This window comes from Desulfovibrio sp. (genome assembly GCF_009712225.1).
Lineage (GTDB): Bacteria > Desulfobacterota > Desulfovibrionia > Desulfovibrionales > Desulfovibrionaceae > Desulfovibrio.
Map to the genome: position 1 here is coordinate 19,486 of NZ_WASP01000001.1, position 12,680 is coordinate 32,165.

Genomic DNA, 12,680 nt, shown 5'->3' on the forward strand with positions numbered 1-12,680 from the left:
GATGACTTGCGGGGAGGAGTGCTCTTTTGTACAAGAGATTCCTTCCCGCATTATTTTTTACAAGACGGTTCACACATGAAATGGATTACGCATCAGGCTACAGCCGTGGCGGCGGCGCTGGCGCTGCACCTGCCTCTTGGAGGCGTTGCGGCTGCCTGCGCAGGGGCCGTGCTGCCCGATGTGCTCGATCAGCGCATGGCCGGGCTTGCGCCCACCCGCAGGGGCCAGCAAAAGATATTCAACGCCATACACAGGGGAACCACCCACTGGTTTGGCTGGTGGCTGGCCATATGCGTGGCGGCTCTGGTGCTGCCCAGCGCCAGTCTTGGTTCGCTGGGGCGTGATGCTCTGGTGGGACTGGGCTTTGGCGGATTGAGCCACGTGCTGCTGGACATGCTGACACCCTCGGGCGTGCCGCTTACGCCGTTTTCGCGCCAGAACAAGATTTCGCTCAAGCTGTGCTCAACTGGCAGCCTTGGGGAATACTGCTTTCTGGCTTGCGTTGTGGGCTTGAGCTGGCTGCTGTACCATGATGACCTGTTGCGGCTCACGCACAAGCTGGCCCGCTCGCACCTCTTTTAACACGTGCGGCACTCCGCCCTGGTGGCGGCGCTTATCGCAGCAACCGGGCGGTTTGCCGATGCTGGTCAAAATCCTTCTCACACCTCTGCTTATCCTGCTTTGCCTGCTGGCGGCCCGCCGCTGGGGGGCCTTTGTGGGCGGGGTCATTGCGGGGTTGCCGCTCATTTCCGGTCCGGTTTCTTTTTTTCTCACGCTGGAGCAGGGCCCGGCCTTTTCAGCCACGGCCTCGTTCAACACACTGCTGGGCGTACTGGCCTGCACGGCAACGGCCCTCATCTATCCGTGGCTGGCGGCCACGGGTTTGCCCTGGTTTGTGGCCCTGCCTGTGGCCCTGTGCGGCTTTTTTGGCGGTGGCTGGAGCGTGCTGCACATGTCCTTTACACCGCTGTGGGCAGTGTTGCTGTCTTCTCTTGCGCCTGCGTTGGTGCTGGTGTGTCTGCCGAGGGTTGTGGCCCGTGTTGAGCACGGCCACGCCATGTCGGCCTATGTGCGGGTGCCGGTGCAGATGGCCTGTGGGGCCACCCTTGTCTTTGCAGTGACGGAAGCCGCCCACTGGCTCGGACCCGGCTGGAGCGGCGTGCTCATGTTTTTTCCCGTTATGGTCTGTTCCATCGTGCCCTTTGCCCACGCCACGCTGGGGGCAGCGGCCGTGGTAAGCATTTTTCGCGGCATCATGGCTGGGTGGTTTGGCTGTATAGCCTTTGCGGTGGTGGTGATGACAGGGGTCGAGCGCCTGCCGTTATGGCTGTGCTACAGCCTTGCGTCGAGCGCGGCCCTGCTGGCGGGGGCGGTGATTTCCCTGCTCGAGCGGCGCTTGCAGCAGTGGCAGGCCGCGCGGCAGGGTAGATAGGGTCTGGCGGGTTGATCAGGCCGCACTGCGCTTGCGCCGCAGGCGTTGCAGCACAGGCTCCAGCGTCTCGGGCGCGCACTGCCAGGCAATGGGCAAAAACAGGGCAGCAAAGGCACATCCGCCAAGCATCAGCACCACGCAGGCCTTGAGAATGGGCGATAGCGCAAAGGTGCGCATGCACACCTCTGAGACCCACCAGCTGGCAGCCGAGGCAGGCAGGCAGCAGAATGTCACCCGCAGGCCCAGCCCGGTCAGCCCCGCAAACGCCCCACTGCCGTGGCGGCGAATCCATATGCCCACCAGCCACAGCACATACAGGCTCACACTCAGGCCCGAAAGGGCGGCGATAGCCCACGCGCCGTGCGGCACGGCCCACCAGTAATAAACCGGTATGCACAGGGCAGTCATGATACTGCCGGTTACCGCCGGGGTAATTGTGTCGCCGTGGGCGTAGTAGGCGCGCACCAGTACCATGTAAATTATCCAGAAGGGTGTGGCGGCCAGCATGATGCGCGTGAGCGGCAGGGTCGCCAGCGTATCCGCAGGGCTGAAGCGCCCGCCCTGAAATATCACGCCCAGAATGGGCCAGCTTGTGGCCGCCATGCAGAAAGCGCAGGGAATGATAAGCGCCACGCTGGCCCGCAGGGCCGTGCGCAGGGTGGTGTTGAAGCTTTCTGTTTCGCCCTGTGCCAGCAGAGCCACCAGAAAGGGATATGAGGCCACGGCGGCTGCCTGCCCCACCAGTCCCACGGGAACCTGGGTTATGCGCCGCGCGTAGTTGAGCAGGCTCACCGCGCCGTCGCCAGCCAGACTGCCAAACACCCGCAAAAACTGTTCGTCCAGCATCATGATGGTCTGCCCCAGCATGAGGGGCAGGGCCGTGAGCATGAATTTGCCCATGAGCTCGTGCCGCCAGACCACGCCCAGTCGCAGACCCTGCTGTGCTGCCACCCGCAGGGGCAGCACAAAGGTGCCAAGAGCCGCGCCTATGGTAACGCCCACACAGTAGCCGGTCATGCCGTCCATGTGGACCAGAAGCCACGGGGGCAGGGCGCTTTGCGCCGTTTGCGTGGTTGCCAGCCAGGGCAGCAGCAGGCCCACGGCAATGATGGCTCCGTTGTAGATGAGCGGGGCCAGCGCCGGAACGCGGAACTGCCGCCGCATGAACAGCAGGGCTGTCACGCACGCGCCGCACAAAAAGAATATCTGGGCGGGCAGAATGATGCGCATGAAAAAGGCCAGCCGCACCCACTGTTCCGGCGTAAAACCGGGGGCCACCAGTCGCGCCAGCCACGGCGCAAAGGCCATGCCGCCGATTGTCAGCATGGTGGAGGCGGCGGCCATCCAGCAGAACACGCACGAAAAAAAATTCCAGGCATCGGCCTCATCCTCCTGAAACCTGCGGGTCAGCAGGGGGATGATGGTGATGGACATAAAGCCGCCAGCCAGCAGGTAGTTGATGATGTCCGGCACCACAAAGGCGGCAAAGTACATGTCTGACTCGCCGCCAGCGCCAAACTGCCACGATATGATCTTGTCGCGCGCAAGACCCATGAGGCGCGAAAGAATCGTGCTGGCCGCCAGTATGAGGGCGGCAGCCCCCATACGTTGCTGGGCTGTGAGCAGCGCCATCAGCGGCCCCGTTTTTTGCCGGTTTGACCGCCAGACCTTTTGGCACCAGAGCTGTTGCCACCAAAGCCGGAACCGCCACCACGGCGGCTGGTTTTGCTTCTGTTTCCGCCCTTGCCGCCACCATTGCCCTTGCTCTGGCCACCGCTCTTTCCGCCTTCGTCACCGGGCGAGGTGATCTTCCAGCCAGAGCGCGAGCCGCCGGGGCGGCTGGTGTGGCCAGGTTTTGCGCCGCCCTTGTGTGCAGACCTGCCAGCGGGTTTGCGGGCAGATTTGCCCCTTCCCCGCCAGTTGCCCTGAGCAGCCTTGGGCAGCTCCAGCGGCATGAGGCGAATCTCCAGCCGGCCAAGGTTCACCTCTGCCAGCGCCACCTCAAGGCTCTGCCCCATGCGCCACATGACGCCAGAACGCTGGCCCACAAGGCTCATGGTGTGCTGATCAAAGTCGTACCAGTCGTCGCCAAGGTCATCGATGCGGATCATGCCCTCCACAGGCATGTTGGCCAGCTCCACAAATATGCCAAAGTCGGTAACACCGGCCACCATGCCCTTGAAGTGCTCGCCCACACGGGGCAGCAGGGCAAGGCAACCCATGCGGCGGTCCATTTCGCGTTCGCAGGCCATGGCCGCGCGCTCGCGCCGGTTGATCTGGTCGCCGATGCGCAGCAGCTTCTGCCCTGCGGGCAGAGCGCCCACACCAATGCCCATCGCGGTTTTGAGGGCGCGGTGGGTCAGCAGGTCGGCGTATCGGCGAATGGGCGAGGTAAAGTGGCAATAGGCCTGCGAGGCAAGGCCAAAGTGTCCCTCGTTAAAGGGCTGATAGCGGGCCTGAGGCATGGCCCGCAGGCAGAGCCGGTTGACCAGAAATTCCTGATCCGTGCCCTGCACGCGGGCAAGTATGCCCTGCATGGCAGCGGCATCGGGCCGGGCTGGCAGATCTTGCATGCCCACGCCCGCAAGGGTGTCAAAAAGACTCTCGAGCCGTTCTGGATCGGGCAGCGGGTGCACACGGTACAGAAAGGGCATGCCCACGTCGCGCAGATAGCGCGCCACGGCTTCGTTGGCCGCGATCATGAATTCTTCAATAAGCCTGTGGGCGTCGTGCCGCTGGCGGTGGCCCATCCAGACCACGCGCCCGGCTTCGTCCAGGCGGCTGTCTGCCTCTGGCAGGTCAAAATCAAGGCTGCCGCGCTGCCTGCGGGCATCGCGCAGGGCCGCGTACAGGGCAAAGGCCCTTTGCAGCATGGTAATGACTTCTTCGCCGCGCGGGTTTTCGCGCAGGTTGGCAATGGCTGCGGTGTCGTTGTCGAGCATGCAGGCCTTGACCTGATTGTAGGTCAGCCGCGCTGCGGAACGCATGACCACCTGCGCAAAGCGCGGTTTGCCGGGTTTGCCCTGTGCGGTAAAAGGAATCTCTGCCATCATGGCCAGCCGGTCCACATCGGGGCGCAGGCTGCACAGCCCGTTGGAAAGCACCTCTGGCAGCATGGGTTCGACCGATTTGGGAAAATACCACGAGTTGCCGCGCGCTAGGGCCTCGGCATCCAGAGCGCCAGTGCTGCCGTTGCCGCGCGGGCGCACGTAGTGGCTCACGTCGGCAATGGCCACGCGCAGCAGCCAGCCGCCGCCCGGGCGGTCCTCCACCTGTACGGCGTCGTCAAAATCGCGGGCATCCGCGCCGTCAATGGTCACAAGGGGCAGACTGCGCACATCTTCGCGGTCACGCATGTCTTCTACCGTGGGGCCGTCGGGCAGCTGCTGGGCTTCTGCCAGCGCGCCAGCGGGAAAGTCGCGCGGCACTTCGTGATTGAGCTTGACCAACTCTTCCTGCACGGCCACGTCATCTTCGCGTCCGTAGTCGCCCACAATGCGGGCTGTCCACAGGTCAGAGGCCAGCCTCTGCTGGGGAGCAAGCAGCACCAGTGTGCCGGGCTGGGGTGGGGTATCGCCCGCAGCCAGCTCCACGCTGAAATTCACGGTGAGACGGGCGTCTGCAGGGCGGCAAAAAAGTGTATTGCCGGTACGGTGGGCTGCATGGGCGGGAATTTCGGCAAGGCCGCGTTCCACCACTTCTATAATGCGGCCTTCGGGCGAGGGGCCGCGGGCTGCGCCGGGGCTGAGGGCCACGCGTACGATATCCTGATGCCATGCCTCGCCGGTCTGCGCGGCGGGAATGTACACGTCGCGCGCGCCGGTAAATTCAAGCCTGCTGTCGCGGTTGTTTTCGCCCTCATTTACGGGGCGCATGGGCGTGACAAAGCCCCCGCCGTCGCGCAGCGCGCTGAAGCGGCCCACAATGTGCTTGAGGGCTTCTGGGCGCGTCCACAGGCCGCCGCGCAGGCGCAAAAGACGGCCCTGCTCGGCAAGGCCGGTCAGCATTGCCTCAAGGTCGCCTTTGGCTCGGCGGGCAAGGCCCAAGACGCGCAAAATGCCGTCCACTCGCATGGGCCGCGACTGGGCCGCAAGTGCGTCCAGCAGCTCTTCACGCGAGGGAAAGCCTGGTTTGTGTGCGAGAGCGCCGGGCGCTCCACGCTGGGATTTTTTCTTTTTCATAGTGTTCCGTAGAGCGAAAGAAGGGGGCAAAAGGCCTGGCCTTTCGCCCCCGATCGCTCAAATTTCAGGCTGCGTTGGCGCAGTACCGCATCACTCGCGGTTGCCGCCGAAGAGGCGCAGCATCATGAGGAAAAGGTTGATGAAATCAAGGTACAGGGTCAGCGCGCCAAGAATGGCGCCACGGCGCACGGCGGTTCCGTCCTCAAGGGGGGCGTTTTCGCCAAACTGGCGCAGCTTCTGGGTGTCATAGGCGGTCAGGCCGGTGAAGATGAGCACGCCCACGCAGCTGATGATAAAGTCCATCATGCTGCTTTTGAGGAAGATGTTCACCAGCGAGGCAATGACAATACCGATGAGGCCCATGAACAGGAAGCTGCCCATGGCCGTAAGGTCACGCTTGGTGACCGTGCCGTAAACCGACATGGCCAGGAATGTGCCCGTGGTGACCAGAAACGCGTTGGCAATGGACGCAATGGGGTAGACCACAAAGATGGACGACAGGGTTGCGCCGGTTACCGCCGAATAGAGCAGGAACAGGCCCGTGGCCGTGCCACCAGACATTTTGTGAACCGCCGCCGAAAGGGCGATGACAAGACCGAATTGGGCCACCAGCATGAGAATGAGCACGATGGTGTTGCCAAAGATGGCAGCCTGTATGGCAGGCGAGCTGGCAACTGCGTAGGCCACCACGGTGGTTACTGCAAGACCTGCGGTCATCCACTGATAAACCTGACGCATGTAAATGGAAACGACGCTACTGGCGGCGCTTTGAGCAACACTGCGGCTATACGACATTATATCCTCCGAAAAGCAGTTGAAGGCGCTCGGCCCGTGGCGGCTGCGGCTCCAAGTCGCAGTGCCGTCGTCGGGCCTGAAGTTTGTCTTCTGCCTTTAAGTATAATAACGCCAGCGCCATTTAGCAAGGGCCGCAGGGGCAAAGTTCGGCTGCAGCCCTGTTGTCGCAGTGTGCTGGTGTGTTTGGGCCCGGGCACGCCCTTGCTGCACGTGAGCCCCCGTGCTACCGTGCGGCCTGCCGGGGCATACCCGGCATACCATACCGTGAGGAGTATACCATGAAATCATTTCGCGTATTTTTTCGTGCGCTTACCTTGACTCTTTGCCTCGGAGCCGCTCTTGCGGTGGCTGGTCAGGCCCGGGCTGCCGATCCCGACCCTGCCGTGAAGCTCGAGACCAACATGGGCGACATTATTGTGCGCCTTGATTCGCGCAAGGCCCCCATCAGCACGGCCAACTTTGTGCAGTATGTCAAATCGGGTTTTTATGACGGCACGGTCTTTCACCGTGTTATCAAAAACTTCATGATTCAGGGCGGCGGCATGACTGCCGACCTCAAGCAGAAGTCGACCCGCGCTTCCATACGCAACGAAGCCGACAACGGTCTGAAGAACAAAAAGTACACCATCGCCATGGCCCGCACCGGCGAGCCGCATTCGGCCTCTTCGCAGTTCTTCATCAACACCAAGGACAACGACTTCCTCGACTTCAAGAGTCAGACTCCCCAGGGCTGGGGCTACGCCGTGTTTGGCAAGGTCATCAAGGGACAGGAAGTGGTAGACAAGATTGCCGCTGTGCAGACCGGCAAAAAGGGCTACTACGACGACGTGCCCATGGAAAATGTGGTCATCAAGAAGGCCGTGATTGTGGAATAGACCGCAACAGATATGACACGTGGTGGCCTTGCCACCCGTGCGCAGGCGGAGGGTTCGTTGAGCCCTCCGCTTTTCTATTGGTCGGCAAGCTCCGGGGCCAGTTCCTGCACCTGATCTGGCGCGTGGTCAGCGCTGCCTGTGACCTGTTCGCGGCTCAGTTCGTACATGTTGCCCCAGGCCCTGAGCGATTCCATGATCGGCACAAGTGATTCACCCAGCGGTGTGAGCGCATAGTCCACCCTAGGTGGAACCGTTCCGTAGACCTTGCGGCTCACCAGACCGTCGTCTTCCAGTTCGCGCAGCTGGCGCACTAGCATGCGCTCGCTGATTTCTGGCAGGGTGCGCCGCAATTGGCCGAAGCGGATGACCTTTTGCAACGACAGAAAATAGATGACCAGCAGCTTCCACTTGCCGCCAATGAGTTGCAGGGTGAGCTCAAAGTGGCAACGGTAATTGCCCATTACAGGCGGGCATTGGGGCATGTTTTCCATGGGGTGACCTGTGCCTTTTACACTATATATTTTGTTAGTACCTACTACAGATGTTACAATATGATTTTTTTTTCAGTACTTCAACTTTTGCAGATTAGGGGTATCATATGCTCAAAACTACCCATCAGGAGATGAACATGAAGGTACTGGCCATAAACGGAAGCCCCAGAAAGAACGGTAATACGGCATTTTTGCTGAGCAGGGCGCTTGAACCCCTGCAAACTGCGGGATGGGAAACAGAACTGGTGCAGCTTGGCGGCAAAAAAATTCAGGGATGCCGGGGCTGTGGTAAATGTGCAGAACTTAAGAATGGCCGCTGTGTTTTTGACAAAGATCTGCTCAACGAGCTGCTGCAAAAAATGCTGGCGGCGGACGCCATGATTCTGGGCACGCCCTGCTATTTCACCGACATGACGGCAGAGTTGAAGGCCTTGGTGGATAGGGCGGGATATGTGGCCTATGTGAACGGCGGGCTGTTTCAGGGCAAGATTGGCGCAGCTGTGGTGGCTGCTGGCAGGGCAGGGGCTACCCACGCCTACGACAGCATCAACCATATGTTTTTGATGTCAAAGATGCTCGTGCCCGGTTCCACATACTGGAACCTCGGCTATGGCGATGCAGAGGGCGATGTGCAGGCCGACAGCTTTGCGCTGAACAACATGCTGCATCTCGGCAGGGCCATAGACTGGCTTGGCAAGGCGGTTGCGCCGCACATGGCAGGCTACCCCTCTGTGTAGGGCAAACGGCGAAAGTGGATTGTGCAGGGGCAGGAGCGGAAAACGAAGCGAAACGGGGAGGCGGCCTACTTGCCCGCCAGTGCGGCAAAGCGGCGTACTGTCAGATGGCACACGGCCACGGCCAACGCGTCCGAGGTGTCCAGCGCCCAGTTGGCGTTTTTGACGTTGAGCAGGCGTTGCACCATAAAGGCAACCTGCTCTTTTTCCGCCCGACCTGTTCCCACAAGGGATTTTTTGACCAGCGTGGGTTCATAATCGCTGATAGAAAGGCCGTGCGCCGCGCAGGCGGCCACGGCCACACCCCGCGCCTGCCCCAGCTTGAGGGCAGAAGCGGCGTTTTTGGCCGTAAATACCTGCTCGATGGCGGCTTCTTCCGGCTTGAGGCGGGCCAGCACGCCCGAAAGCTCGTGGTAGATGCGTGCCAGACGGTCAGAAAATTCCTTGCCCGCAGAGGCAGTGCGCACCACGCCACAGTCCACCAGCTGCAGCACTCCAGAAACCTCGCGCACCACGCCCCAGCCTGTACGCTGCGAGCCGGGGTCTATGCCGATGACAGTTACTGCCTGCATGTCTGGTTAGAGCAGAAACGAGGTAACAATGTAGTCTGCCGCAAGAATCAGCACGCACGAGATAACCACGGCAGAGGTGGTAGCGTTGCCCACGGCCTCGGGCCCAACGCTGTCGCGGCGTTTATTGGTGTAGTAGCCCTGCCGGCAGCAGATGGTGGTAACCAGCAGACCAAACAGCACGGCCTTGATAAAGCCGCCGTTTACGTCGGTGGCGGTAACGGAACTGGTGATGCGATAAAAATACGCGCCCTCGTTGATACCCAGCATGAGTACACCCGTGAGGTAGCCGCCGATGATGCCGATAACGTCAAATACCGCCGTCAACAGCGGAAAGGCGATGAGCGAGGCCAGGAGGCGCGGGCTCACCAGATAGCCCATGGAGTTGATGTCCATGACGTCCAGTGCGTCGATCTGGTCGGTAATGCGCATGACGCCGATCTCTGCCGTCATGGAAGAACCGGCGCGGCCCGTAAGCATAATGGCCGTGAGCACCGGCCCCAGTTCACGGATAAGGGTAAGCGACACCGCCGAGCCCAGCATGCCCACAGAGCCGAATTTCACCAGGGTGTAGTAGCCCTGAAGCCCCAGCACCATGCCGCAGAACACGCCGATAAGCATGATGAGAAACAGCGACTTGGAGCCGATAATGTAGAGCTGTTGCACGGTACGCCGAAAAATCTTGGGGCTGGCAAATATCTGGGCCAGACCCTCAAGCATGAACAGGGCCGTGTTGCCAAGCGCGTCAAGGCCGCGCAGGCAGGGGCCGCCAATCTTGCGCAAGAAATTGCCAATGGATTCTGTTGCGGTCATGTGTGCCTCAACGTCCGGCTTTTTGCGGTTTGGTGGAAACCGGCTTCTGCGAAACCATAATCGGTACGCCCAGCTTCATGTGACGCAGGTCTTCACGCAGGTTGAAGGCGTCGTCTTCGGTGCCGCGTATGCTCACCATAACCAGTACAAGCTTGCCGCTCTTCTGGGTGCGTGTGCGCAGGCCCTTGCCCTCAAGGCGGGTGCGCAACTTGTCCGCGTCTTCGTCCGATTTGAAAGCCGCCACCTGATACACATAGTCAAACTGCGGGCCGGTTTTGGCCAGAGCCGGTTTGGGGGCTTGCGCGCCGTTTTGCGCGCCTGCCTGTGCAGCCTGCTGGTTGGCCCCGGGCTTGATGCCCCAGGCCGCCATGCTGTTGGGCGAAGGCTGCGAAAATGGATAGGCAGGGGCCTGCTGGCCCTGCTGCGCCTGTTGGGTCGGCGGGGCTTGTCCTGCGGCCTTTTGCCCCTTTGGGTCTGCGGGCTTGCCCGCAGCGCCCTGTTGCGGCGCAGCACCTGCGGCATTTTCTCCAGTCGGGGCGGGGTTCTGCCCATCGGCTGTTTCCGCTGTGGCTGCAGCATCGGGGGCGGGCGCTTCCTGCTGAGCGGCCTTGCCCTTGGCTTGCGGGGCATCATTGGAAATAATGCTGGTCATCTGTTCCACGCGGGTTTCAGGATTCTGCCCGCGCCCGACCATAAAGCCCATGAAAAACGACCAGCCCACTGCCACCGCGAGAATTGTCCCCAGCAGGGCGGCCATTGGCCCCGAAAGGCGGATTACAAAACGGCGTTTCTCGCTCGAAGGCTGGGAAGCGGCTGATTTGCGGGGTTTGCGTAAGGGGGCGGCCATTCTGTATCCTCCGTCGTGGGCCAAAAGCTTCTGTATTCTGCCTGCGCAAGGCGCACTCTGTAAAGGTGGCGGGGTATCCACGCCGGGCCTTGCCAAAATGCGCCTTGCAGCAGGTGAAAGCCGTAATGGCTGCACGCCGAATGTTCGACGTTTGTACTGACATGGGGCATGCCCCACCGATTCATTTGCTGGCAGTGCTCTGCCTACATGGTTTCAGGGGCGCTTACGCCAAGCACGTCCAGGCCATTGCGCAGCACCTGACCGATGGAGCGCAACAGGGCAAGGCGGGCCAGGGTGCGCGGCGCGTCGTCGGCCAGCAGCACCTGATGCCTGGCGTAGTAGCTGTGCAGCTGCCCGGCCAGTTCGGTAAGGTAGGTGCTCACATGGTGCACGCCGAGTGATTTGGCGGCAGAGGCCAGCATGTCTTCAAACGTGGCGGCCTTGCGCAGCAGGGCCATGTCCTCGGGCGTGTCGAGCCCTTGCAGCAGATTGGCATCGGCCCTGGCGGGCAACACAAAACCGCGTTCCTCGGCCCTGCGCAGCACGGCGCAGATGCGCGCGTGGGCGTACTGCACGTAGTACACGGGGTTGTCGAGGCTACGCTGCTTGGCAAGCTCAAGGTCAAAGTCGAGCGGGCTGTCGCTCTTGCGCGAAAGAAACATGAAACGCGCCGCGTCCACGCCCACTTCCTTGATAACGTCGGCCAGGGTTTCAAACGTGCCCGCGCGGGTGGACATGCTCACGGGCTGCCCCTCGCGCAGCAGGTTGACCAGCTGGATGAGCACCACGTCAAAGCTGTCCTGGGTTTTGCCCATGGCCGTGATGGCCGCGCGCATACGCGGAATGTAGCCGTGGTGGTCTGCGCCCCAGATGTCGATGAGCCAGTCGTAGCCACGCTGGAATTTGTCGTGGTGGTAGGCGATGTCTGAGGCAAAGTAGGTCAGGCTGCCGTCCGACTTGCGCAGCACTCGGTTTTTGTCGTCGCCCAGATTTTCGGTGGCAAACCAGTAGGCATTGTCTTTTTCGTAGGTATAGCCAGCATTGTCGAGCGCCTTGAAGGCAGCGGCAACGGCTCCGCCTTCCACCAGGGTTTTTTCAGAAAACCAGCGCTGGTGCTCCACGCGAAATTCGTTGAGGTCGTCCTTGATGCCATTGAGAATGTCGTTCATGGCCTTGTCGTAGCACACGTCCTGACCTTCGGCGTCGGGCAGCTGCACAAGGGCGGGGTTGGCATCGAGCATTTCGCGGGCGATGTCGATGATGTAGTCGCCCTTGTAGTAGTCTTCGGGCCAGGTAACGGGCATGCCGGCCAGTTCCTTGGCGCGCAGCCATACGGAAAGGCCCAGCAGGCGCATCTGGCGACCGGCGTCGTTGATGTAATACTCGGTGTTTACATCATAGCCAGCCACGCGCAGCAGACGGGCAAGGCTGTCGCCCACGGCGGCGCCGCGCCCGTGGCCCACATGCAGGGGGCCGGTGGGGTTGGCGGAAACGTATTCCAGCAGCACCTTTTTGCCATCGCCGCCCGTGCTCGTGCCGTATTCAGTGGCGGCAGATTCAATATCCACCACAGTGCTGCGCCAGAAATCCTGCGTGAAGGTCACGTTGCAAAAACCGGGGCCAGCGGCCTCGGCATGGGCCACATTGGGGCAACGCTCCACAAGCTTCTGGGCAAATTTTTGCGCCAGCTCGCGGGGGTTGACCTTGGCTTCCTTGGCAAGCAGCATGGCAGAGTTCACGGAAAGATCGCCGTGCTTGGGGTCGCGGGGCGGCTCAATGACGGTTTTGACGGGCCAGGCAAGGCCTTCTTCTTCAATAATGCCCTTGAGGGCCGTGCGCAGGGTATCAATGGCGCGCATAGTGCTGGTGTCCTTTTATGCAACGGTTGCGGCAAAGTGCCTGTGGTGGCCGGGGCAAAGCCACCGGAAACCCCGTTTCGGGTT

12 protein-coding genes are annotated in these 12,680 nt (G+C 61.4%); 4 read left to right on the forward strand and 8 right to left on the reverse strand.

Annotated elements, in window-relative coordinates; all coding sequences use genetic code 11:
• Positions 1–75: 75 nt before the first annotated feature.
• Together F8N36_RS00060 and F8N36_RS00065 are read left to right on the forward strand one after the other, a co-directional pair.
• Positions 76–582 (forward strand): metal-dependent hydrolase, encoded by a 507-nt coding sequence (locus F8N36_RS00060; protein ID WP_291330707.1) that lies wholly within the window; start codon positions 76–78, stop codon positions 580–582.
• Positions 583–640: 58 nt separating this feature from the next.
• The gene (locus F8N36_RS00065; RefSeq protein WP_291330708.1) at positions 641–1,432 is read left to right on the forward strand and encodes a hypothetical protein; all 792 of its coding nucleotides are present in this window, start codon (positions 641–643) and stop codon (positions 1,430–1,432) included.
• A 15-nt stretch (positions 1,433–1,447) separates the two neighbouring features.
• Here the strand turns inward: F8N36_RS00065 and murJ are convergent, their stop codons facing one another.
• The 3 genes from murJ to F8N36_RS00080 form a co-directional block, all read right to left on the reverse strand.
• A complete protein-coding gene (gene murJ, locus F8N36_RS00070) occupies positions 1,448–3,064 on the reverse strand; it encodes a murein biosynthesis integral membrane protein MurJ (protein WP_291330709.1) in 1,617 nt (538 codons plus the stop codon).
• Positions 3,064–5,613: a ribonuclease R gene (rnr, locus tag F8N36_RS00075; RefSeq protein ID WP_291330710.1), complete on the reverse strand. Its 2,550-nt coding sequence runs from the start codon at positions 5,611–5,613 to the stop codon at positions 3,064–3,066. Before rnr ends, murJ begins: the two co-directional genes overlap by 1 nt.
• A 90-nt stretch (positions 5,614–5,703) precedes the next feature.
• Positions 5,704–6,408 (reverse strand): Bax inhibitor-1/YccA family protein, encoded by a 705-nt coding sequence (locus tag F8N36_RS00080; protein WP_291330711.1) that lies wholly within the window; start codon positions 6,406–6,408, stop codon positions 5,704–5,706.
• 278 nt (positions 6,409–6,686) lie between these two features.
• Between F8N36_RS00080 and F8N36_RS00085 the strand changes: the two genes are divergently transcribed.
• Positions 6,687–7,283: a peptidylprolyl isomerase gene (locus F8N36_RS00085; RefSeq protein ID WP_291330712.1), complete on the forward strand. Its 597-nt coding sequence runs from the start codon at positions 6,687–6,689 to the stop codon at positions 7,281–7,283.
• 74 nt (positions 7,284–7,357) lie between these two features.
• On the opposite strand, the gene F8N36_RS00090 is transcribed toward F8N36_RS00085, so the two are convergent.
• Positions 7,358–7,744: a helix-turn-helix domain-containing protein gene (locus F8N36_RS00090; protein WP_291330713.1), complete on the reverse strand. Its 387-nt coding sequence runs from the start codon at positions 7,742–7,744 to the stop codon at positions 7,358–7,360.
• 167 nt (positions 7,745–7,911) lie between these two features.
• On the opposite strand from F8N36_RS00090, the gene F8N36_RS00095 reads away from it, so the two are divergent.
• On the forward strand, positions 7,912–8,511 hold the full coding sequence (locus F8N36_RS00095; RefSeq protein WP_291330778.1) for a flavodoxin family protein: 600 nt from the start codon (positions 7,912–7,914) through the stop codon (positions 8,509–8,511).
• A gap of 65 nt (positions 8,512–8,576) precedes the next feature.
• On the opposite strand, the gene ruvC is transcribed toward F8N36_RS00095, so the two are convergent.
• From ruvC to argS, 4 genes are all read right to left on the reverse strand, one after another.
• The gene (ruvC, locus tag F8N36_RS00100) at positions 8,577–9,080 is read right to left on the reverse strand and encodes a crossover junction endodeoxyribonuclease RuvC (RefSeq protein ID WP_291330714.1); all 504 of its coding nucleotides are present in this window, start codon (positions 9,078–9,080) and stop codon (positions 8,577–8,579) included.
• Positions 9,081–9,086: 6 nt separating this feature from the next.
• Positions 9,087–9,890 (reverse strand): ABC transporter permease, encoded by an 804-nt coding sequence (locus F8N36_RS00105; protein ID WP_291330715.1) that lies wholly within the window; start codon positions 9,888–9,890, stop codon positions 9,087–9,089.
• A gap of 7 nt (positions 9,891–9,897) precedes the next feature.
• Entirely contained in the window at positions 9,898–10,737 is an 840-nt protein-coding gene (locus tag F8N36_RS00110) for an SPOR domain-containing protein (RefSeq protein WP_291330716.1), read from the reverse strand.
• A 203-nt stretch (positions 10,738–10,940) separates the two neighbouring features.
• Entirely contained in the window at positions 10,941–12,596 is a 1,656-nt protein-coding gene (gene argS / locus F8N36_RS00115; protein ID WP_291330717.1) for an arginine--tRNA ligase, read from the reverse strand.
• Between the last annotated feature and the right edge of the window lie 84 nt (positions 12,597–12,680).

Coding starts and splice junctions, on each gene's coding strand:
- F8N36_RS00060 (WP_291330707.1), top strand. CDS start 76: ATGAAATGGATTACGCATCAGGCTACAGCCGTGGCGGCGGCGCTGGCG.
- F8N36_RS00065 (WP_291330708.1), top strand. CDS start 641: ATGCTGGTCAAAATCCTTCTCACACCTCTGCTTATCCTGCTTTGCCTG.
- murJ (WP_291330709.1), bottom strand. CDS start 3,064: ATGGCGCTGCTCACAGCCCAGCAACGTATGGGGGCTGCCGCCCTCATA.
- rnr (WP_291330710.1), bottom strand. CDS start 5,613: ATGAAAAAGAAAAAATCCCAGCGTGGAGCGCCCGGCGCTCTCGCACAC.
- F8N36_RS00080 (WP_291330711.1), bottom strand. CDS start 6,408: ATGTCGTATAGCCGCAGTGTTGCTCAAAGCGCCGCCAGTAGCGTCGTT.
- F8N36_RS00085 (WP_291330712.1), top strand. CDS start 6,687: ATGAAATCATTTCGCGTATTTTTTCGTGCGCTTACCTTGACTCTTTGC.
- F8N36_RS00090 (WP_291330713.1), bottom strand. CDS start 7,744: ATGGGCAATTACCGTTGCCACTTTGAGCTCACCCTGCAACTCATTGGC.
- F8N36_RS00095 (WP_291330778.1), top strand. CDS start 7,912: ATGAAGGTACTGGCCATAAACGGAAGCCCCAGAAAGAACGGTAATACG.
- ruvC (WP_291330714.1), bottom strand. CDS start 9,080: ATGCAGGCAGTAACTGTCATCGGCATAGACCCCGGCTCGCAGCGTACA.
- F8N36_RS00105 (WP_291330715.1), bottom strand. CDS start 9,890: ATGACCGCAACAGAATCCATTGGCAATTTCTTGCGCAAGATTGGCGGC.
- F8N36_RS00110 (WP_291330716.1), bottom strand. CDS start 10,737: ATGGCCGCCCCCTTACGCAAACCCCGCAAATCAGCCGCTTCCCAGCCT.
- argS (WP_291330717.1), bottom strand. CDS start 12,596: ATGCGCGCCATTGATACCCTGCGCACGGCCCTCAAGGGCATTATTGAA.